We start from the raw sequence: 18,853 nt of genomic DNA, 5'->3' as shown, positions 1-18,853 counted from the left end.
CCGCCCCACTGGCATGGAAGGTTTAAGCCTGTGTGATTCGCGAACTAGCGGGTCTGCTTTACCTTGGCAGCAGCCTCGACAAACGACTTCCACAGGTTAAAGTCGGTCTCGAGCGTCTTCCACGTGTACTCAGGGTGCCATTGTACGCCCAGGCAGAACGGCTGGCCTTCGACTTCGATGCACTCGGGAACGCCGTCGGTTGCTTTGGCGACCAAGCGCGTGCTTTTACCCAGACGGTCGACGCAGCAGTGGTGTGCGGAGTTGGTCTGGATTAGCCTGTGCCCGCCAACCGCGCGCTCCAGCAGCGAGCCCGGCATGACCTCGACAGGGTGCACGGGGTCGTTGAGCACGTGGGTGTGGCGCCACTGCGTGCGACCCTCGCGCGCGCCCAGGCTCGGCACGTCCATGCACAGGGTGCCGCCGGTGGCGACGTTGAGCAGCTGCGTGCCGCGGCAGGTGGTAAAGAGCGGCTTTTTAGCGCGGAGTACCTCGTCGACCAGCTTAAACTCAAAGCTATCGCGGATTTCGCAGCAGAGGGTGGGGTCGTAGGGTCGATCATCGCCCCAACGTTTGGGATTGACATCGGGGCCGCCGGGAATGGCGACGCCGTCGGCGATATCGACGTAATGACGGATGACCTCAATGTCCTCGGTGATGGACATCTGCAGCGGCAGGCCGCCGGCGGCAAGGATGGCATCGACAAAGACACTTGCGATTTCCTCGTTGGGGGAGAGCGTCTCGCTCAAAAACGGCTTTGCCTCTTCCCAGCGCGGCGCGACGAGGATGAGCGGACGGTCGGCGGGGGCGACGTCGACATACGGGGTGTAGGACGATGAGGTGCGGGTTCCGATCATGGTTACGGCTTTCGAATCCGGGTGGACATGGCACAGGGGTGGCGCGGGGCAAACGTTACTGATGAATTTGCCCGCGTGGCAATTGGGTTAGTGGCCCTTGATGGAGTTGAGGAAGTCCTGGGCGCGCTTGGTCTGGGGGTGGTCGAAGAACTCGTCGGGCGTGCCGGTTTCTACGATCTGGCCGTCGGCCATAAACACGACGCGGTCGGCCACGCGGCGGGCAAAGTTCATCTCGTGCGTGATGACGATCATCGTCATGCCCTGCTGGGCCAGACGGACCATGACCTCGAGCACCTCGTTGATCATCTCGGGGTCAAGGGCGCTTGTGGGCTCGTCAAAGAGCATGGCCTTGGGTTGCATGGCAAGCGAGCGGGCGATGGCCACGCGCTGCTGCTGGCCGCCCGAGAGCTGTGCGGGCACCTTATCGGCCTGCTCGGCAACGCCTACGCGGCTCAGCAGGTCCATGGCGCGCTCACGAGCCTCCTCCTTGGACACGCCCAACACGTCGACCGGCCCCAGCATGACGTTCTGCAGTACAGTCATATGCGCAAACAGGTTGAACTGTTGGAACACCATGCCCAGCTCAGCGCGCATGCGGGCAAGATCCTTGCCTTCTTGCGGCAGGGGCTCGCCCTCGATGAGGATCTCGCCCGAGTCGATGGTTTCCAGGCGGTTGATGGTACGGCACATGGTCGACTTGCCCGAGCCCGAGGGACCGATCACAACGACGACCTCGCCGCGGTCGACCGAGAGATTGATGTCGTTGAGGACGTGTAGATCGCCATAGTGCTTATCGACGTGTCTGAGCTCGATCAGCGGCTGATTGCCGGTGGAAGAGGTGCTCTGTGCCATGGTGCTCGGCTCCTTATGACTAGAAATGGTAAAGCGTTAGCGGATGATGGTCGCGCCGGTCTTGTGCGAAACGTAGACGGCGGCCTTGTTGATCGCGACGTTGATGAGGATGTAGATGACTGCGATCACCAGGTAGACCGATACGAGGGCGTCGTAGTTGGTGATGAGCACGCGGGCATTTTGCATGAGGTCGGGGTAGCTCACCACATAGGCGACGGTGGTGTCTTTGACTACGACCACGAGCTGCGAAATCAACGACGGAATAATAAACCGAATCGCCTGCGGCAACACGATTTTAAAGGTGATTTTAGCCTTGGAGAGACCGAGTGCCTGGGCGGCTTCGACCTGGCCGCGCGGTACGGCGTTGACGCCGGCGCGAAAGATCTCGGCGAGTACGCCAGCTGCAGCGAGCGCGACGGGAAGCGTGAGCATCCAAAACGACGGCAGCGCAATTTTGTACTGGGGCAGCACCAAAAAGAAGAAGTAGATGAACAGCAGGCTCGGCACGCCGCGGAAGAAATCGGTGAGCACGCGGCAGACCAGCTGCAGCGGCTTAATGTCGCTGGTGCGGCCGAGCATAAGGGCTAAGCCCAGCACCAGCGCGATGGCGCCAGCGGTGAGTGCGACTTTAACGGTGCCCTCAAAGCCGGCAAGCAGGAACTTCCAGGTGGTGAGGTGCGTAAAGAAATACCAATAGTGGACCGAAAGCTGGCCGGTCACATAAAAGCGCTGCAACACGAGGACGACGAGCGCGGCGACGGCAACAAGCGAGATGGCGGTGCCGATGCGAATCTTGGCGCGCATCTTGGGGCCGGGAGCCTCGTAGAGCGCATCGCGCATGGTGAGCGCAGGGGAGGAATGCTTGCTCATCGGAGGATCCTCACCTTCTTATCGATATAGTTGCCAATGTGGCTTACCACAAAGGCCGTGCCCAGGTAGCCGAGCGCCGAGATAAAGAACGCGGCGACGCCGCCGAGCGAGCGCGTGTTGATGTAGCTCACCACGCCGGTGAGCTCCTGCGGTTTAAGCGGCACCTGACTGCCGAGCGCAGTGGTGAGCATGACGGCGATAAAGAGGTTGGTCATGGGCAGTACGCTCGAGCGCAGCGCCTGCGGAATCACGATCTTGGCGAGGATGCGGCTGAAGCTCATGCCGAGCGAACGTGCGGCTTCCACCTGGCCGACGCCGACGGTGTTGATGCCGCTCATAAAGTTCTCGGAGCCAAAGGCCGAGCCCAAAAGGACCGTGGCGACGATAACGCAGGTGCGGTAGGGCAGGACGACCTTGAGCGGCGGCAGCGCATAGACGACGATGATGAGCAGCGCGATGCCGGGGATGTTACGGAAGACCTGGACATACAGGTCGCCAAAGACGCGCAGCGGCTTGAGCAGCGACACGCGCATCACGGTGACGGCGACGGCCAGCACCATGGCGATGGCAAACGACTCAAGCGTCATGCCCCAGGTTGCGAGCAGCGCGTCGATATAGTTCTGGCCATAGAGCGACCAGAGCTCGGAGAGACTCATGCGGACCTCCCGCCGATAAGGAAAGGGGCTCCCGTGTGTACGGAAGCCCCGACAACTCAGTGAGGAAACAGTTTACCGCAATAAAGCGCATCATGCGTTTCCACATGGTTTCGTTGCGGTCGTTACCAGGTTCGCTGCCTAGGCACCGATCTCGGGCAGCTCGGGAACATTGGTGTCGCCCGTGCGGTCGCCAATGCAGATCTGCCACAGCTCGGTCCAGGTGCCGTCGTCCTCGATCTTCTTAAGGAAGTCGTTGACAAAGGCGACGCCGTCGGAATCGAGCGGCAGACCGATGCCATAGGGCTCCTTGCTGCCGAAGGGCTTGCCGGCGATCTTGTACTTACCGGGCTCGCGGACCAGGGCGCTCTGCTGCATGTTGTTATCGATGACGTAGGCGTCAACGCGGCCCTGCTGGAGTGCCTGGCGGGCCTCCTCGTCGGTCTTGAACTCCTGCTGGCTGGCCTTGGGGGCGAACTCCTCCAGGATGGCGGGGCCGTTGGAGCCGGACTGGACGGCGACGTTCTTGTCGGCCAGGTCGTCGACGCTCTTGATGTCGTCGTTATCGGCAAGCACCAGGATGGCCTGCTGCGTGTAGTAATAGGGACCGGCAAAGGAGACAAGCTTCTTGCGCTCGTCGGTGATGGTGTAGGTGGCAAAGACAGCGTCGACCTGGCCGTTCTGCAGGACCGACTCGCGCGTGTCCGAGGTCACCTGGGTGATCTCGACCTTGTTCTCGCCCAGAATGTAGTTGGACAGGAGTTGTGCGATACCGGCATCGAAGCCGCGGGTCTGACCGTCTTTCTCGTTGAGGAGGGAGAAGAGCGTGGAGGTCTGAACGCCACCGATCTTAAAGACGCCGGCGTCCTTGACGGCCGTCGCCCAGGTGCTGGCGGCGATGGTGTCGTCATCGGCCTTGGGGCCGTCGTTGACGAGCTTGTCGAATGCCTTGGCATCGAGCGTGGCGGAAACCACGGTATCCTCGGAGCTCTTGGAGGAACCGGCGGCGGAACCCTTGTCGGCCTCGGCGCTGGTGTCAGAGCAGCCGGCAAGACCAAGGCCGGCGACGGTTGCGAAGGTGGCGGCAACGAAGCCGCGGCGGTCGAGAACGACCTGCTGGGAGAGGTTCTTGCTCATGGTAGAACACCTTTCTCAATAAAATCCCTAGCGGTTGAGTAGAGTTATACCCTATCGCGCTCAAATGGGTCAACACGAAATAACTCAGAAACATACTTACCTTATGGGTAATTCTACCTACCAAAAAGGGACAGGTTTATTTTGGCAGGTTTTATCTGGGCAAACGTCGATTATTACAGCTGAGATAGCGTTTTGCGGACGGCGTGGTCGCTCGCGGCGGTCGCTATAATGGCGGCAACGTGACGCATATATAAGTAAGGAGATCGCGTATGAACGGTTATTCGTTTTTCGCGCCGACCATGACTTAAAACCACCACAAAGGGGACGGGCGCCTTTGTGGTGGTTCTTGCAGATGTGGTGGCCTGTCTCGCTGCTTTGTCTCAATCTGTAACAGTTAGACGAGGAAATGGGTTCTACCTGTTACAGATCGAGATTTTCTCTTCAGGGGAATTCGAATGTCTCAATCTGTAACATCTGGACGGCCAAAAGGTCCCTATCTGTTACAGATTGAGACAAAGGTCTGGGACTAAGATGTCTTATCTCGATCTGTAACAGTTAGACGGAAATTCGGGCCATAGATGTTACAGGTTAAGATAATCGCGTCGCGAAAATAAAAACCTCCGCAGGGGTGCTTTCCTTGCGGAGGTTTTCTTACTCGTTCAGCAAGCGTACGGCTTCGGCAGCCATATTCTCGACCGTCATGCCGTTCTGAGCGAGCAGCTCGTTGGGGTCGTAGCGGTCGGGGAAGCCCTTGGCGATGCCGAAGGTGCGCGTGCGCAACGGCGTGCATGCCAGATAACATGCCACGCGCTCGCCCCAGCCACCGTCCAAGATGCCGTCCTCGAGGGTGACGACAACGCGGTGCTCGGCGGCAAGGCTGTCGAGGAACTCGCGGTCGAGCTCGGTTGCAAAGCGCGGGTTGACGAGCGTGGCCTCGATGCCGTACTCGGCAGCCAAGCGATTTGCCACGCGCTCGCCCAGCTCAAAGAAATCGCCAAGCGCGAGCACGGCAACGTCGCGGCCCTGGCGCACGACGTTGTAGCGCGCGACGCCGTAATCGTCGCCCTCGGCGGGCGCCAAGTCGGGGCGGCTTACCAGGCCGATGCCCGGTACGCGGATCGCCACGGGATGCTCGCGGTGATCGAGCGACCAGTTCAGCATGGACAGATATTCCTCCATGCAGGCCGGCGCCAAGTAGTGCATGTTGGGAAGACCGCCCAGCATGGAAATATCAAAGAACGAAAGGTGCGTCTCGGACGTGGTGCCAAAGATCGACGCGCCAAACACTAGGATGGTTGCGGGGGCGTCGTTGAGGCACAGGTCGTGCCACAGTTCGTCGTAGGCGCGCTGCAGGAACGTACCGTACACGCCAAAGACCGGCTTAGCGCCCGAGCGCGCAAGCGCGGTGGCAAAGGTCACGGCGTGCTCTTCGGCAATGCCCACATCGACGAACTGTTTGCCAGCGGCAGCGCGAAGCTCGGGTGTAAAGCCCATGATGTAGGGCGTGGCGGCCGTGATGCCAACGACCTGCGGATCGCGCTCGATGGCGGCACTGAGTGCCTCGCCCGTAATGTCGGCATAGGTGCGCGGTGCGGGCTCGCTCGGATGGCCCGGGCAGAGCTTGCGGCCAGTCGCCATATCAAACGGACCCACATGGTGCCAGCGCTCGGGGTCGCTCTGGGCTGGCTCAAAGCCCTTGCCCTTGGCGGTGGAGACGTGCAGCACGATGGGATGATCGATATTGTGTAGTTCCTGCAGCGCGTCGACGAGGGCCAACACATCGTTACCGGCGTCCAGATAGCGGTAGTCGAGCCCTATCGCGCGGAAAACGTTGCGCTCACAGGTGCCGTTGCTGGCGCGCAGCTCGGCCAAATTGCGATAGAGGCCACCGTGGTTTTCGGCGATGGACTGGTCGTTATCGTTGACGATGATGATCAGGTTGCTATCGAGCTCGGCGGCATTGTTAAAGCCCTCAAACGCCAGGCCGCCCGAAAGCGAGCCGTCGCCAATAACGGTAATGACGCTGTACGCATCGCCCGCCAGGTCACGAGCGTGCGCCAGGCCGCAGCCCAGGCTCACCGACGTGGAGGTATGGCCCATGGCGAACAGGTCGTGCTCGGACTCGTCGGGATTGGCAAACCCAGAAGCCTCACCATAACGCTCCGGATCGATATAGGTGTACGCGCGCCCCGTCAGCGCCTTGTGGGCGTAGGTCTGGTGCGAAACGTCAAAGACAATCTTGTCGATGGGGGAGTTAAACACGCGATGAAGCGCAACCGTAAGTTCAACGACGCCCAGGTTGGGGGCAACGTGCCCGCCGACGGCGGCGGAGCTTTCGAGGATGGCGTGGCGAATCTCGTCGCAGAGCTGCGGGAGCTCGTCGCGATTAAGAGCCTTGACGTCCTCGGGCGTTGTCGTTTGCGTAAGCAGCATCGTTGTGGGTTACTCCATGCGAATCGTGCGCCGGCACTCCCTCGGCCGGCACAATTGCACAAGACAGTCTCGCACATTTTGGCGTTTGATATGTGACGGCGGCGCGGTAATTCGCCAACTGGTGGGGCAAAACGTTTTGTCCGATGCCATACTGATATGTTCCATGATGTTTTTATCGATTGTGCACAGGCCGTGGCTTGTCGCCGTGAGTCGCTGGAAGGAGGCAGCATGTCCGATACCGTTCGTGGCGAGAAAATCGCGCACGAGGTCGACTATGCCGCCCGCCAGCTGGCCCAGGCGGGCCGCTTGGACCTGACGCACGAGTTTATCCAGCATGGCGACGTGACGGTCTATGCACATGTGACTTCGGTAGCGCGGGCGAGCCTGTCCTTTGCCGAGCGCTTGGGCCGTGCCGGCATTTCGGTCGACCGTGCTTCGTTGTTGCGCGGGGCCCTGCTGCACGATTACTTTCTCTATGACTGGCACGATCCCGACCCAAGCCATCGGCTGCATGGCTTTCGCCACCCGTTTTTTGCCCTGGCACGTGCGGAGGAAGATTTTGAGCTGACGCCGCGCGAACGGAATATTATCGTGCGGCATATGTTTCCGCTGGTGCCAGTGCCGCCGACGTGTCGTGAGGCTTGGATTGTATGCCTGGCAGATAAATGGTGCGCTCTGCGCGAGACGGTCGCCGGTCGTCTGCGGCGCAAGGACGAGGCGGACGATGACGTGAGTGGCGAATCGAGCGAAAAGAGGAGAGGGTAGACGGTGGGGACCGCGATTGATATGGCGTTTGGCGGCGCGACGCTTGCCGCCTGCCCACTCTCGGCACTGGTGCTCTCGTTTGCCTTTTACGGGTTTTGCGGTTGGGCATGGGAGTCGACAGTATGCGCCATGCTCAATCACGGACGATTTGCCAACAGTGGCTTTTTGCTTGGGCCGTGCTGCCCCATCTATGGCGCGGGCGGCATTGCCTGCTGGCTGCTGTTGCGTGGGATTCCGGATGCCTCGAGCCAGTTTGTCGCTGCAGCGCTCGTATGCAGCGTGATTGAGTACAGCGTAGGCGTGCTGTTGGAAAAAACAACGGGCGCTCGCTTTTGGGATTACTCGCACCTGCCGTTTAACTTGCACGGACGCATCTGTCTGTACTGGGCTTGCGCGTTTGGCTTGGGTGCGTTGTGTATTTGCCGTTTAGTGGAGCCGGCATTGCTGGGGCTGCTTGGCCATCTGCCGGTGCTGATTGTGCGGCTGTCCGCCTTTATCGTCGCGGTCGCGATGATGGTCGACGCGGTGTGCTCGTTGGCGAGCTGGCGGCGTCTGTCTGATCAGCTGGAGCGCGTCCGGGCCGACCTTGCCGACCGCATCAATGAGTCGCTTGCCGATGCCTCGGACTCAATGCTCGAACGTATTCCCGATTCTACGATTGACTCGGTGGCACAGACGCACATCCGTAGCCGTGCCGTTAACGCGTGGCTGGCCGAGCTAGGTGACGCCGCGCTCGATGCCCTGCGCGAGAAGGCTTCGATGCCGACGTTTATCGCGGATGGTGCTCGCGGCCTGGCGCTTGCCGCCCGCCGCGTGGCCGATGCCGCGCCGAACATGCCGCGTCCGTCGCTCAGTCGTCACCTTGCCGGCAAGCGCATGAGCCGTCCGGTGCCAAGCGTGTCGCTCAGCCGACGCGACCTGCGCTTCTTCAATGCCTTCCCGCGCTTGCGCATCAACCGCTACGAGGGCGTCATCCGAGCTACCGACCTCCGTGACCGTGCCCGCGAGCTGTTCCGCCGCTAGCCGGGACGGGCACGCTCACGGCTCCCTTGCTCGCGCATTTCCCGTTCGTTTCGCGTCCGTTGCCGCGCCGTTTCCAAGATTGCGGCACTGTTGGAGACGGCAAGATTTGGGTCGAGCCGGTCGAGGAGGTCATCCGCATCCGTACCGGCGAACACGGCCCCGCCGCGGTGTAGGACAATCTTTCGCCTGACGGGCGTGCCTCTCTTGGGATGCGCCCGTTCTCGTCTACAATATCGTGCAGACGAAGGAGAGGCATGCCCATGATCAAGATGTTTGCGAGTGACTTAGACGGAACGCTGCTGAATGCCCTACACGAGGCCGACGGAACCATCCGCCGCGCCATTCGCGAGCTGACCGAAGCCGGGCTGCATGTGGTTCCCGCGACCGGACGCTCGACGCTGCCGATCGGCGAGCATGGCTTCACAGGTCTGGCACTCGACGCCTGCTGCTCCAACGGATCCATCGTGCGCGACAGCCATGGTGAGGTGCTCAAGACCTGGACCATCGACCCGCAGGTTACCGAGGAGCTGCTCAAAGCGTTCCCGGACATTTGCTTCGACTGCTCCACGCCCGACGGCATGTTCTCGAGCGGTTCGTTCGAGATGCACCAGGCGGGCTTTAAAAAGGACAGTCCTATCAAGCGCATCGTGATGCGCGGCATGCGTGCACGTGGCGGGTATCACGAGGAACAGTATTTCGACCAGTCGATCGGTGACATCCTGCGTCATGACGTGTGCAAAATCAACTGCCGCGTGACCTCGCCCGAGCTGGAGCGCGACCTTAAGGCATATTTGGCTAAGCGATCGGACCGCGTGGTCAACGCGCCGTTCGATCCGGTGATGTTCGAGATCACGGACGTGGCGTGCAACAAGGGCGAGAGCGTGGCGTGGCTGGCGGGCTACTACGGTATTGCCGAGGACGAGGTCGCGGTCTACGGCGACGGCGGCAACGATATCGCCATGCTCAAGCGTTTCCGTCACAGCTACGCGACCAAAAACGGCAGTGACGCGGCCAAGGCCGCCGCGAGCGTGACCATCGGCAGTTGCATGGTCCACGCCGTTCCCAAGCATATGCTCGCCACCATGCGCAAGCAAAACCCCCGCACCGTCATCGAATAATGTGGCAAAGGGATAGTCCCTTTGTCACATGGGAGATGCCGGCTTTTGGCGTATAGGACTGTTACGCTTTCGCCACCAACAAATTTCGAGTTATTCGGCCTGTCGGAGGTCGTTAAATGGCTAAAGATGCCCTCGCAGGAACATTCATACCTCTAACGGTGTTTGATTCGGTGACGTAAGTGCGCAAATGGGCATGTATGCGCTCAAATAAGGACAAAAACTCTCAGATAATCCCGGTGGTGCATTTATGCAGAACCAGCAGCGTGGCCGAATAACTCGAAAAATGTAGGTAGCAGTTCGGCGACAAGCTCGGGTATGGCAAAGGAACTGTTCCTTCGCCATACCCGAGTTCCGATCTTCTGAAATGCGAACAAACATTCGCATATCTAACTGCGCTTTGATAGAATTGATACTGTTGGCGGCAGTTCCATGTGCCGGGCAACGCCCTCCATCTGATGGGAGGTGATGCCCATGACCGATCTGATTGATTTCGTGAGACTTCTGACCGCTTTGGTCTCGTTCTCCACGGCGCTCGTCGGGCTTTCCGAGGCACTCAAGCAACGTTCGAAGCAACGTAAAAGGGGTCGCCGCCGCTAAGGCGTTGACCCCTTAATCCAAGCAACGGCGCTGCCCAGCTTTCCAGAACTTGGGCTGCCGTCGACACTATTCTACCCACGAATGACATTTTGAACAATCGGCAATGCCGCTCCAAAAGCCAGGCACAACTGGCACAACCTAGGCGGTCGCTGAATGTGACAAAGGGACTGCCATTTGTCACATTCCAAATATTGCCTTTACGTGTTGATGCACACGGTGTGCAATAATACTCGCACTGTGCAATAGCGCACAGGCTGAGTAACAAGGAGGACGTTTGTCCCAGCTCGAGAAATGCGATCGCCGGTCCCTTCGCTCGCAGCGCGCCCTTCGCCAGGCGCTTGCCAGCGAACTTGCGGAGAGCGGCGACCTTTCGCGCATTAACGTCGCGTCGCTCACCGAGCGTGCCGGTCTTACGCGCCGCACGTTCTATTCGCACTACCGTGATATCCCCGACTTTATCAATCAAATCGAGGACGGCTTACTGGCCGAGATCCGTGAGCGCATTGAGCTCATCACCGCAGCTCAGCTGCCCGATCTCTATCACAACATCGATGAGCTCGAGCCGGCGCCTGGTTCGGTTGAGTTGCTGCGCTACCTTGCGGCCAACCGCGACTTAATCGGTGCGCTGCTGGGTCCGGGCGGCGACCAGGCCTTCATTAAGCGGATCATCGACACCGCGCGTGAGGCTGTGGTGCCGCGTGCGCAGACGGGCATTTTGGGCCTGGCGCTGGGCACGTTCTTTGACTACTACGTCACCTACGTCGTGAGTGCCGAGGTCGGCCTGATTCAGCGCTGGTTTGAGCGTGGGCTCACCGAATCGCCCGAGGCCATGGCGCGTATTATGACGGTTATCGCTTTTGTGCGTCCCGGCGACTTATATGGCCAACCCATCGATATCAACGTGCCGGAATACGGCTTGAAGCTATTGAACCTGCAGCTCGAGGATGCGGCCGACACCGTCGCAACCGTCGAGTCCAACAACTAAGAGGAGAGACAGATGAGCAAACTCGTCGAGGGCATCAAGGACCGCATGGTCGCTGCCGCACGCGAGGCCGCGCCCGCCGTGGTGGACGCCGCGCAGAAGGCCGCGACCGCGGCTGCCGAGAAAGTTGCCGAGGCGGTTGCCGAGGCCAAGAATGCGGCAGGGGAGACGTCCGTCGCTAGCGAGCCCGTCACTGCCGCTGAGCCCGTAGCCGCCGCCCACGCCCCCGAAGGCGCAATTTTCAACCCCGAGAACGCTCGCGGCAACCTGCACCTGGGCATTGACGTGGGCTCCACCACCGTCAAGCTCGCCGTGCTCAACGACGATAACCAGATCGTCTACGCCAAGTACCAGCGTCACCACACCGACGTCCGCGCTTGCGCCCGCGACTTGTTCGAGGGCGCTGCGACCGTGCTGCCGACGGCCCAGATGACCTGCGCCATTACCGGCTCGGGCGGCCTGCTGCTGTCCCAGTGGCTCGACCTGGAGTTTGTCCAGGAGGTCATCGCCAGCAAGCGTGCCGTCGAGACCCTCATCCCGGCCACCGATGTTGCCATCGAGCTGGGCGGCGAGGACGCCAAAATCATCTACTTCGACAACGGCATCGAGCAGCGCATGAACGGCACCTGCGCCGGCGGCACGGGCGCGTTCATCGACCAGATGGCCACTCTGCTGCACACCGACGCTAGCGGCCTTAACGAACTCGCGGCCAACGCCACCACCATCTATCCCATCGCCAGCCGCTGCGGCGTTTTTGCCAAGACCGACGTCCAGCCGCTGCTCAACGAGGGCGCCCGCCCCGAGGACGTGGCCGCCTCCATCTTCCAGGCTGTCGTGACCCAGACCATCTCGGGCCTGGCGTGCGGCCGTCCCATCCGCGGCAACGTCGCCTTCCTGGGCGGCCCGCTGCAGTATCTCTCCGAGCTGCGCCACCGCTTCTACCTCACGCTCAGCCTGGACGAGGAGCACCGTATCGTGCCCCAAAACGCTCACCTGTTTGTGGCGAGCGGCGCCGCCATGGCGCACGAGTCCAACAAGCTCAGCACGTTCCCGCAGCTCATCGATGCCATCGACAGCCTGGGCGACACGCAGGGTGCCGAGGTCGAGCGCCTGGATCCGCTCTTTGCCACCGATGAGGACTTTGCTGAGTTCAAGAACCGCCACGACACCGAGGTCGTCCCCAAGGGCAAGCTCGACGGCTACACCGGCCGCGTGTTCATCGGCATCGACGCCGGTTCCACGACCATGAAGGCCGCGCTCGTGGGCGAGGACGGCCAGCTGTTGCACACCTGGTACGGCAACAACAACGGCGACATCCTGGGCACGGCCAAGGTCATCATGGCCGATTTCTACAACCATATCCCCGCCGGCTGCACCATCGGCCACGTGACCACCACGGGCTACGGCGAGGCGCTGCTCATTGAGGCCCTCAAGGCCGATTCCGGCGAGATCGAGACCGTCGCGCACCTGCGCGGCGCCAAGGCGTTCCTGCCCGGCGTCGAGTTCATTCTGGACATTGGCGGCCAGGACATGAAGTGCCTGCGCGTCAAGGACGGCGTCATCGAGCACATCATGCTCAACGAGGCCTGCTCGTCGGGTTGCGGTAGCTTTATCGAGAGCTTCGCCGTCTCTATGAACATGGACGTGCGCGCGTTCGCCAACGCCGCCATCCATGCCAAAGCCCCGGTCGACCTGGGAAGTCGCTGCACGGTCTTTATGAACTCGCGCGTCAAGCAGGCGCAAAAGGAAGGCGCCACGGTGGGCGATATCGCGGCAGGTCTGTCTTATTCCGTCATCAAGAACGCCCTGTTCAAGGTTATTAAGCTGCGCGATCCCAAGGAGATCGGCAGCCAGGTGATCGTCCAAGGCGGCACCTTTATGTCCGATGCCACGCTGCGCGCGTTTGAGCAGCTCACCGGCGTGCACGCCGTGCGTCCCGACATCGCCGGCTGCATGGGCGCCTATGGTGCGGCCCTGCTCGCCCGCGATCGCGCTGGTGCCGACGGCACTTCGACCATTCTTTCTGCCGAGGACATCGCACACCTCACCGTGACGCAAAAGCATGTCCGCTGCGGTCGTTGCTCCAACAACTGCCAGCTCACCGTCAACGATTTTGGCGGCGGTAGGCGCTTCATTACCGGTAACCGCTGCGAGAAGGGTGCCGGCCACAAAAAGCAGAAGACCGAGGCCCCCAACCTCTTCAAAAAGAAAAACGAGCTGCTCTTTAACCGCGAGGCGCTGAGTCCCGACGAGGCCCCGCGCGGCACCGTCGGCATCCCGCGCGCACTCAACATGTACGAGAACTACCCCTTCTGGCACGCGTTCTTTACGCGCCTGGGCTTTAGCGTGCAGCTGTCCGACCAGTCGAGCAAAAAGACCTACCAGGCGGGCATCGAGTCCATGCCGTCCGAGAGCGTGTGCTATCCGGCCAAGATGAGCCACGGCCACGTGATAAACCTTATCGACCGCGACGTCGACTTTATCTGGATGCCGTGCGTGCGCTGGGAGCGCAAGGAGGACCCGACCGCCGGCAACTGCTATAACTGCCCCATCGTCATGAGTTACCCCACGGCGTTGGCACTCAACATCGACGAGATCCGCGAGCAGAACATCGAGTTCCTGTATCCGTTTGTGCCCTATCACGATAAGACCGAGCTCAAGCGCCGTCTATACCAGGTGCTCGCCGTCGACCGCGTGGCCGATGCGCAAGCCGGTCGCGGTCGCGTGCGTGGACCCAAGATCACGCGCTCCGAGGTCGATGCTGCCGTCAACGCTGCTTTTGAGGCCGATGCGCGCTTCCACGAGGATATCCAGACCATGGGCGAGGAGGCCCTTAAGTGGGTCGAGGACCACGGCGGCCACGGCATCGTACTCGCCGGCCGTCCCTACCATAACGACCCCGAGATCAACCACGCCCTGCCCGAACTTATCTCGAGCTTTGGCTTTGCGGTCTTTACTGAGGATTCGCTCGCGCATCTGGTAAAGCCCGAGCGTCCGATTCGCGTCGTTGACCAGTGGATGTACCACAGCCGCCTGTACGCCGTCGCCCGCTTTGTGACGATGCGCAACGACCTGGACCTGATTCAGCTCAACTCTTTCGGCTGCGGCCTGGACGCTCTGACCACCGACCAGGTGCAGGAGATCCTGGAGGCCAGCGGCAAGATCTACACCGTGCTCAAGATCGACGAGGTATCCAACTTGGGTGCCGCGCGCATCCGCATCCGCTCGCTCATGGCAGCGCTTAAGGACCAGGAGGCCGAGCGCTTGGCCGAGGCCACGGCCGCGGGCGAGGCCTACGAGCAGGGCGATGCCGCGCCGGTGGCACCCTCCACGGATGCTCCTGCGTTTGCAAGCCGCAAGTACACGTTCGAGGCCCAGCGTGAGAGCGCTTCGACCGCGTGGCCCAAGGTGCCCTTTACCGAGCAGATGCGCGACGAGGGCTACACCATCCTGTGCCCGCAGATGGCGCCGATCCACTTTGATCTAGTCAAAGAGGTGTTCCGTGGTGCTGGCTACAACTTGGAACTGCTGCCCTCGACTGACCACGATGCCGTCGAGGCCGGTCTGCGCTACGTGAACAATGACATTTGCTATCCGTCGATCCTGGTAACGGGCCAGATTATGGAGGCCATCGAGAGCGGTCGATATGACCTGTCCAAGACAGCCGTGGTTATCAGCCAGACCGGCGGCGGCTGCCGTGCCACCAACTACATCGCACTCATCCGCAAGGCCCTGCGCGAGAGCGGCCACCCCGAGATCCCGGTGATCTCGCTTTCGGCCGTGGCGCTGGGCGAGGACAACCCCGGCTTTAAGATTACGCCGGCGCTGCTTAAGCAGGCAGTCTACGCGGTGCTCTTTGGCGACGTGATGATGCAGATGCTCTATCGCTGCCGCCCGTACGAGGCTACGCCCGGTGCCGCCAACGCGCTCTACGAGGAGTACATGGCACGAGCCCGCAAGCTGGCGCCCAAGTTCAATCGCCACAACTACACCAAGCTGTGCCGCGAGGCCATCCGCGCGTTCGACACCATGCCGCTCGTGGGCGAGGGCACCAAGCCGCGCGTGGGCGTGGTCGGCGAGATCCTGGTCAAGTTCCACCCCACAGCCAACAACCACGTGGTCGATGTCATCGAGCGCGAGGGCTGCGAGGCCGTGGTGCCGGGTCTGCTCGACTTTTTCCTGTACTCCATGAGCAACGCCGAGCTGCAGAAGGACGAGTTGGGAAGCTCCGCTACCACGCGCGCTGGTATGCAGGCGCTCATCAAGCTCGTGGACTGGATGCGCACGCCGGTGGAGGAGATGCTCGAGAAGTCCCGCCGCTTCGAGGCGCCCGAGCGCATCGGCACCATGGCTGATAAGGCCCGCACGGTGCTGTCGGTGTGCAACAACATGGGCGAGGGCTGGCTGCTCACGGCCGAGATGCTCGACCTGATCGACCATGGCGCACCAAACATCATCTGCACGCAGCCCTTCGCGTGCCTGCCCAACCACGTGGTGGGCAAGGCCGTGATCAAGGAGCTGCGCCGCCAGCATCCCGAGAGCAACATCGTCGCAGTGGACTACGACCCCGGCGCGTCTGAGGTCAACCAGCTCAACCGCATTAAGCTCATGATCAGCGTGGCCAAGGAAAACATGCGCGCCGGTAAGGGCTTTAAGCTCGAGAAGGTGGCGCCGCTCGCGATGGACGAGGTCACCGGCCAGATGCGTGCCCACGACGGCTGTGTGAGCTGCGGGCCGGCCAGCGAGGAGGCCGTTGCATCGGTCGCCAAGCGTCTGGGGCGCGGTATTAAGAAGTAGCTGGCCTGCTATGAGATAGCTAGATATGAGACAAACGGGTGGTGACCGTACCGGCTACCACCCGTTTTTGCTGGACACATGTTGCGCAAATGACCTTGCTACAGCCTTCCGTGGGCTCACCCGATTTTTGGGCCGGTTCGGGCTTTGAGGACAAGTTACTGCAGGCCCAAGGCGATTTTTCGCTCAACGCAGGCCAGCACAGTGTGACCTATCTGCCAAACGACGAGACGATCGCTATGGACTGCCCATCGCCACCTACGAGATGGAAGCCGAAAAGTATATCTACCGCGTGTACAAGTACGAGCTGTAGCGCTGCGCTTAGGTTTGACCAATGGAGTATGAAAACACGCCGTTCGCCGATGCCCCCTCCGTGAGTGGTAGCCATATGGTTTGATATCAGAAACATATAGTTGTCGCCAGCCTGCTGGCGACGTTCCCCCTAATATCGGAGGTTCCAGGTATGTTTCACGCTCCGTTAAACAACTATCGGTTGGGCTAACATGGGTCGCCGTGCTATTTCGATAACCCTTGCAGTGGTCTGCCTGACTGTGCTCCTGGGCGCTACAGGGCTGTTTGCTATAAGCCGAGAAACGTCCTATATGCAGGAGTGCGCTTCCGAAGGGTTTGCCATTGACGGTTACTATCGGGACGACAAGACGAGTCTGGAAACCCTGGCCTTTCTTGAAGAGGATAACCATCGGTGGCAACTGGTCGACAAAGACGGCAGCTGCGTTGACGGGCAGTTTAAGCGTACGGACGATCCCAATATCCTGGTATTAAAGAAGGAAAACGGCGAAGAGTTCGGCACGGTTCACGTTGCATATATATCGCGCCGACGCAATCAAGGGCAGATTTACCTAATTAGAAATACTAAGGTGACCCGATTTTATCTTGTGAGCACCGATCCGGCGTTTACGGTGGAGTCTGACGAGGTCGATTCGGACAGTTGATTCACGGCAATAAAAAAGCGAGCGGGGCGCGGGTGTGAACTGCACCCCGCTTTTTGCATGTGCCTGCGTCGCGTCTGAGCCTCGCCGCGACTTGCGCCTGTGCGCGGGAGCCATCCCATGCTCCGCATTACTCCACATCGAACTCCACGCGATCGAGTTCGGGTACGTTGAGGTCTATGAGCTTGCGGGCGACGTGGCGGTCGTGCGCCCCAAGCGCCTCGCCTGTCGTCACATGGGCGACAATCTCGCGCTCGACGATGCCTTCCTCGTCACCTTCGGTAGCCGAGGTCTCGACGGCGACGGTGTAATCCTTAAAGCCTGGCAGCACCGCGGCAAGTTCGCGCGTAGTTTCGGTGACACCGTAGCCGTCCTGCACGCCGGTCTGCGCCGAGCCAATGGACCCCGCCGTCATAACGATGCAGGGGATGGCAAAGATGGCCGTTCCCACGATGATGCGGCGGCGCACTTTGCGTGACAGCTCGTCGACCTCGGTGTCTTCCTCAGCGGTCACAATACCGTCGCCGTTCAGGTCGCGCTTGAGCGGCACGCGCAGAAGAAGCAGTACGGCTTCGGCAGCCAGTGCGATAAAGACCACGTTGATGCCAAACTCGTAGAGTGCCGAGAGAAACAGCGACCCGCTTGCGATGGCGATGCCATAGCCCGCCGCGCACAGGGGCGGCATGAGCGCGGTCGCCACGGCCACGCCGGCGATGAGCGTGGCGGGTTCCTGGTCGCGCGAGTTGCCCAGGCCACCCGCAAAGCCGCCCGCGAGCGCGACGGCAAGGTCCCAAACAGTCGGTGTCGAATTGTCGATGATGGCGGCCGTGGTGGTGCCAAGGGGCGAGAGCTTAAAGTACAGCGTGGACGTGACCAGGCAAAAGGCCATCTGCAGCGCAAGGCTGGCGACGGCTTCGACGGTAATCTCGCGGTCGAGCGTGGCGATGCCATATGCCATGGCAAGGACCGATCCCATAAGCGGGCAGATGAGCATGGCGCCCACGATGGCGATGTCCGAGTCGATATCGAGGCCGATGCTTGCGATGAGCATGGCGATGATGAGGATACACAGGTGAGAGCCAGTCAGACGCGCCCCGTTTACAAAACGCTTGCGGATCACGTGATAGGGCGCGCGTCCCTCGCGAATGTTGAACGCGCGCTTTAAAAAGCGACCAGCCTGCTCGGCAGCCTCGCTATGAGCAGGGCGGATGCCGTGGCGCCGGTGATGGCGTTCGCGTAGTCGCTTGATCTGTTGTTTGTCGAGTTCCATGTCCACCTCGTTCCAGCGCGGTCCGCGCAACGCGCCCGTTGTCTTAACTCTACACCGTGGCGGGCGGGGTGTCTGTTGGATGCGGAATCCGATAGGGCGGATGACGCGGGAGCAAATGCAAATCACAGGCTCAATTCCATCCCGCGAAAATATGATGCACCAGCTCCTTCAAATGTGACGAAATTGTGAAGCACAGGAGCACGAATTTCAAAAAAACGCTGGTCGCCAATGTTGCGCAACAGAATTCAAAAATCGACAGATACCGTTTGATACGTATGGATACATCCGTGTCAAAGGGAGAAAGCCATGGCAAACTACAGTCCACAACACTTTGAGCCTCGGGCCAAGGCCGTCAACGTCAAGGGCGTTGCCAACCGCGCCGTCGCAACCGTTTTGACGGCGGGCCTCATCGCTCAGCCGCTCATGTCGCCGCTGGCGGCAATCGCCGCACCGTCAACCGATAACGGCGATTCTGTTCAGGGGGGTGTTCCTATAGTTTTGTCAACTGGGCAATGCCGTTTTCGAGATTGAATCGCGACATGCTAACGCCAGGCC

General features: G+C 60.8%; 15 protein-coding genes. 8 read left to right on the top strand and 7 right to left on the bottom strand.

The features are described 5' to 3' along the window. Window positions 1–44: 44 nt before the first annotated feature. From ABG996_RS06420 to ABG996_RS06395, 6 genes are all read right to left on the bottom strand, one after another. Window positions 45–854 (bottom strand): gamma-glutamyl-gamma-aminobutyrate hydrolase family protein, encoded by an 810-nt coding sequence (locus tag ABG996_RS06420; RefSeq protein WP_347479061.1) that lies wholly within the window; start codon window positions 852–854, stop codon window positions 45–47. A gap of 87 nt (window positions 855–941) precedes the next feature. Further along, window positions 942–1,706: an amino acid ABC transporter ATP-binding protein gene (locus ABG996_RS06415; RefSeq protein WP_117746439.1), complete on the bottom strand. Its 765-nt coding sequence runs from the start codon at window positions 1,704–1,706 to the stop codon at window positions 942–944. A gap of 36 nt (window positions 1,707–1,742) precedes the next feature. After that, entirely contained in the window at window positions 1,743–2,576 is an 834-nt protein-coding gene (locus ABG996_RS06410; protein WP_117840241.1) for an amino acid ABC transporter permease, read from the bottom strand. Continuing rightward, window positions 2,573–3,232 carry an amino acid ABC transporter permease gene (locus ABG996_RS06405; RefSeq protein ID WP_347479062.1) on the bottom strand — a complete coding sequence of 220 codons (660 nt, stop codon included), beginning with the start codon at window positions 3,230–3,232 and terminating at the stop codon, window positions 2,573–2,575. The genes ABG996_RS06410 and ABG996_RS06405 overlap by 4 nt, the downstream gene beginning before the upstream one ends. Before the next feature lie 138 nt (window positions 3,233–3,370). Beyond that, window positions 3,371–4,366, bottom strand: coding sequence for a glutamate ABC transporter substrate-binding protein (locus ABG996_RS06400; protein WP_347479063.1), 996 nt, complete (start codon window positions 4,364–4,366; stop codon window positions 3,371–3,373). 651 nt (window positions 4,367–5,017) lie between these two features. After that, window positions 5,018–6,799 (bottom strand): 1-deoxy-D-xylulose-5-phosphate synthase, encoded by a 1,782-nt coding sequence (locus tag ABG996_RS06395; RefSeq protein WP_347479065.1) that lies wholly within the window; start codon window positions 6,797–6,799, stop codon window positions 5,018–5,020. A gap of 228 nt (window positions 6,800–7,027) precedes the next feature. On the opposite strand from ABG996_RS06395, the gene ABG996_RS06390 reads away from it, so the two are divergent. From ABG996_RS06390 to ABG996_RS06355, 7 genes are all read left to right on the top strand, one after another. Next, window positions 7,028–7,564 carry an HD domain-containing protein gene (locus tag ABG996_RS06390; RefSeq protein ID WP_347479067.1) on the top strand — a complete coding sequence of 179 codons (537 nt, stop codon included), beginning with the start codon at window positions 7,028–7,030 and terminating at the stop codon, window positions 7,562–7,564. Between the two features lie 3 nt (window positions 7,565–7,567). After that, window positions 7,568–8,587: a putative ABC transporter permease gene (locus tag ABG996_RS06385; RefSeq protein WP_347479068.1), complete on the top strand. Its 1,020-nt coding sequence runs from the start codon at window positions 7,568–7,570 to the stop codon at window positions 8,585–8,587. 260 nt (window positions 8,588–8,847) lie between these two features. Beyond that, the gene (locus tag ABG996_RS06375) at window positions 8,848–9,705 is read left to right on the top strand and encodes an HAD-IIB family hydrolase (RefSeq protein WP_347479070.1); all 858 of its coding nucleotides are present in this window, start codon (window positions 8,848–8,850) and stop codon (window positions 9,703–9,705) included. Between the two features lie 471 nt (window positions 9,706–10,176). Next, entirely contained in the window at window positions 10,177–10,302 is a 126-nt protein-coding gene (locus ABG996_RS06370; protein ID WP_260699404.1) for a hypothetical protein, read from the top strand. Between the two features lie 274 nt (window positions 10,303–10,576). Continuing rightward, a complete protein-coding gene (locus ABG996_RS06365; protein WP_347479072.1) occupies window positions 10,577–11,287 on the top strand; it encodes a TetR/AcrR family transcriptional regulator in 711 nt (236 codons plus the stop codon). Window positions 11,288–11,299: 12 nt separating this feature from the next. After that, window positions 11,300–16,081 (top strand): acyl-CoA dehydratase activase-related protein, encoded by a 4,782-nt coding sequence (locus ABG996_RS06360; RefSeq protein ID WP_347479074.1) that lies wholly within the window; start codon window positions 11,300–11,302, stop codon window positions 16,079–16,081. 500 nt (window positions 16,082–16,581) lie between these two features. After that, window positions 16,582–17,031 (top strand): hypothetical protein, encoded by a 450-nt coding sequence (locus ABG996_RS06355; RefSeq protein WP_347479075.1) that lies wholly within the window; start codon window positions 16,582–16,584, stop codon window positions 17,029–17,031. 127 nt (window positions 17,032–17,158) lie between these two features. Here ABG996_RS06355 and ABG996_RS06350 read toward each other — a convergent pair whose 3' ends face one another. Continuing rightward, window positions 17,159–18,298, bottom strand: a complete 1,140-nt coding sequence (locus ABG996_RS06350) for a DUF389 domain-containing protein (RefSeq protein ID WP_347479077.1) — start codon at window positions 18,296–18,298, stop codon at window positions 17,159–17,161. 306 nt (window positions 18,299–18,604) lie between these two features. Between ABG996_RS06350 and ABG996_RS06345 the strand changes: the two genes are divergently transcribed. Beyond that, a complete protein-coding gene (locus ABG996_RS06345; RefSeq protein WP_347479079.1) occupies window positions 18,605–18,829 on the top strand; it encodes a hypothetical protein in 225 nt (74 codons plus the stop codon). Window positions 18,830–18,853 lie beyond the last annotated feature (24 nt).

It is taken from the genome of Collinsella aerofaciens (assembly GCF_039836695.1).
GTDB lineage: Bacteria > Actinomycetota > Coriobacteriia > Coriobacteriales > Coriobacteriaceae > Collinsella > Collinsella aerofaciens_BD.
This window is presented reverse-complemented; position numbering and strand designations above follow the sequence as displayed.

Coding starts and splice junctions, on each gene's coding strand:
- ABG996_RS06370 (WP_260699404.1), top strand. CDS start 10,177: ATGACCGATCTGATTGATTTCGTGAGACTTCTGACCGCTTTGGTCTCG.
- ABG996_RS06390 (WP_347479067.1), top strand. CDS start 7,028: ATGTCCGATACCGTTCGTGGCGAGAAAATCGCGCACGAGGTCGACTAT.
- ABG996_RS06350 (WP_347479077.1), bottom strand. CDS start 18,298: ATGGAACTCGACAAACAACAGATCAAGCGACTACGCGAACGCCATCAC.
- ABG996_RS06415 (WP_117746439.1), bottom strand. CDS start 1,706: ATGGCACAGAGCACCTCTTCCACCGGCAATCAGCCGCTGATCGAGCTC.
- ABG996_RS06355 (WP_347479075.1), top strand. CDS start 16,582: ATGGGTCGCCGTGCTATTTCGATAACCCTTGCAGTGGTCTGCCTGACT.
- ABG996_RS06400 (WP_347479063.1), bottom strand. CDS start 4,366: ATGAGCAAGAACCTCTCCCAGCAGGTCGTTCTCGACCGCCGCGGCTTC.
- ABG996_RS06375 (WP_347479070.1), top strand. CDS start 8,848: ATGATCAAGATGTTTGCGAGTGACTTAGACGGAACGCTGCTGAATGCC.
- ABG996_RS06405 (WP_347479062.1), bottom strand. CDS start 3,232: ATGAGTCTCTCCGAGCTCTGGTCGCTCTATGGCCAGAACTATATCGAC.
- ABG996_RS06345 (WP_347479079.1), top strand. CDS start 18,605: ATGGCAAACTACAGTCCACAACACTTTGAGCCTCGGGCCAAGGCCGTC.
- ABG996_RS06410 (WP_117840241.1), bottom strand. CDS start 2,576: ATGAGCAAGCATTCCTCCCCTGCGCTCACCATGCGCGATGCGCTCTAC.
- ABG996_RS06395 (WP_347479065.1), bottom strand. CDS start 6,799: ATGCTGCTTACGCAAACGACAACGCCCGAGGACGTCAAGGCTCTTAAT.
- ABG996_RS06360 (WP_347479074.1), top strand. CDS start 11,300: ATGAGCAAACTCGTCGAGGGCATCAAGGACCGCATGGTCGCTGCCGCA.
- ABG996_RS06420 (WP_347479061.1), bottom strand. CDS start 854: ATGATCGGAACCCGCACCTCATCGTCCTACACCCCGTATGTCGACGTC.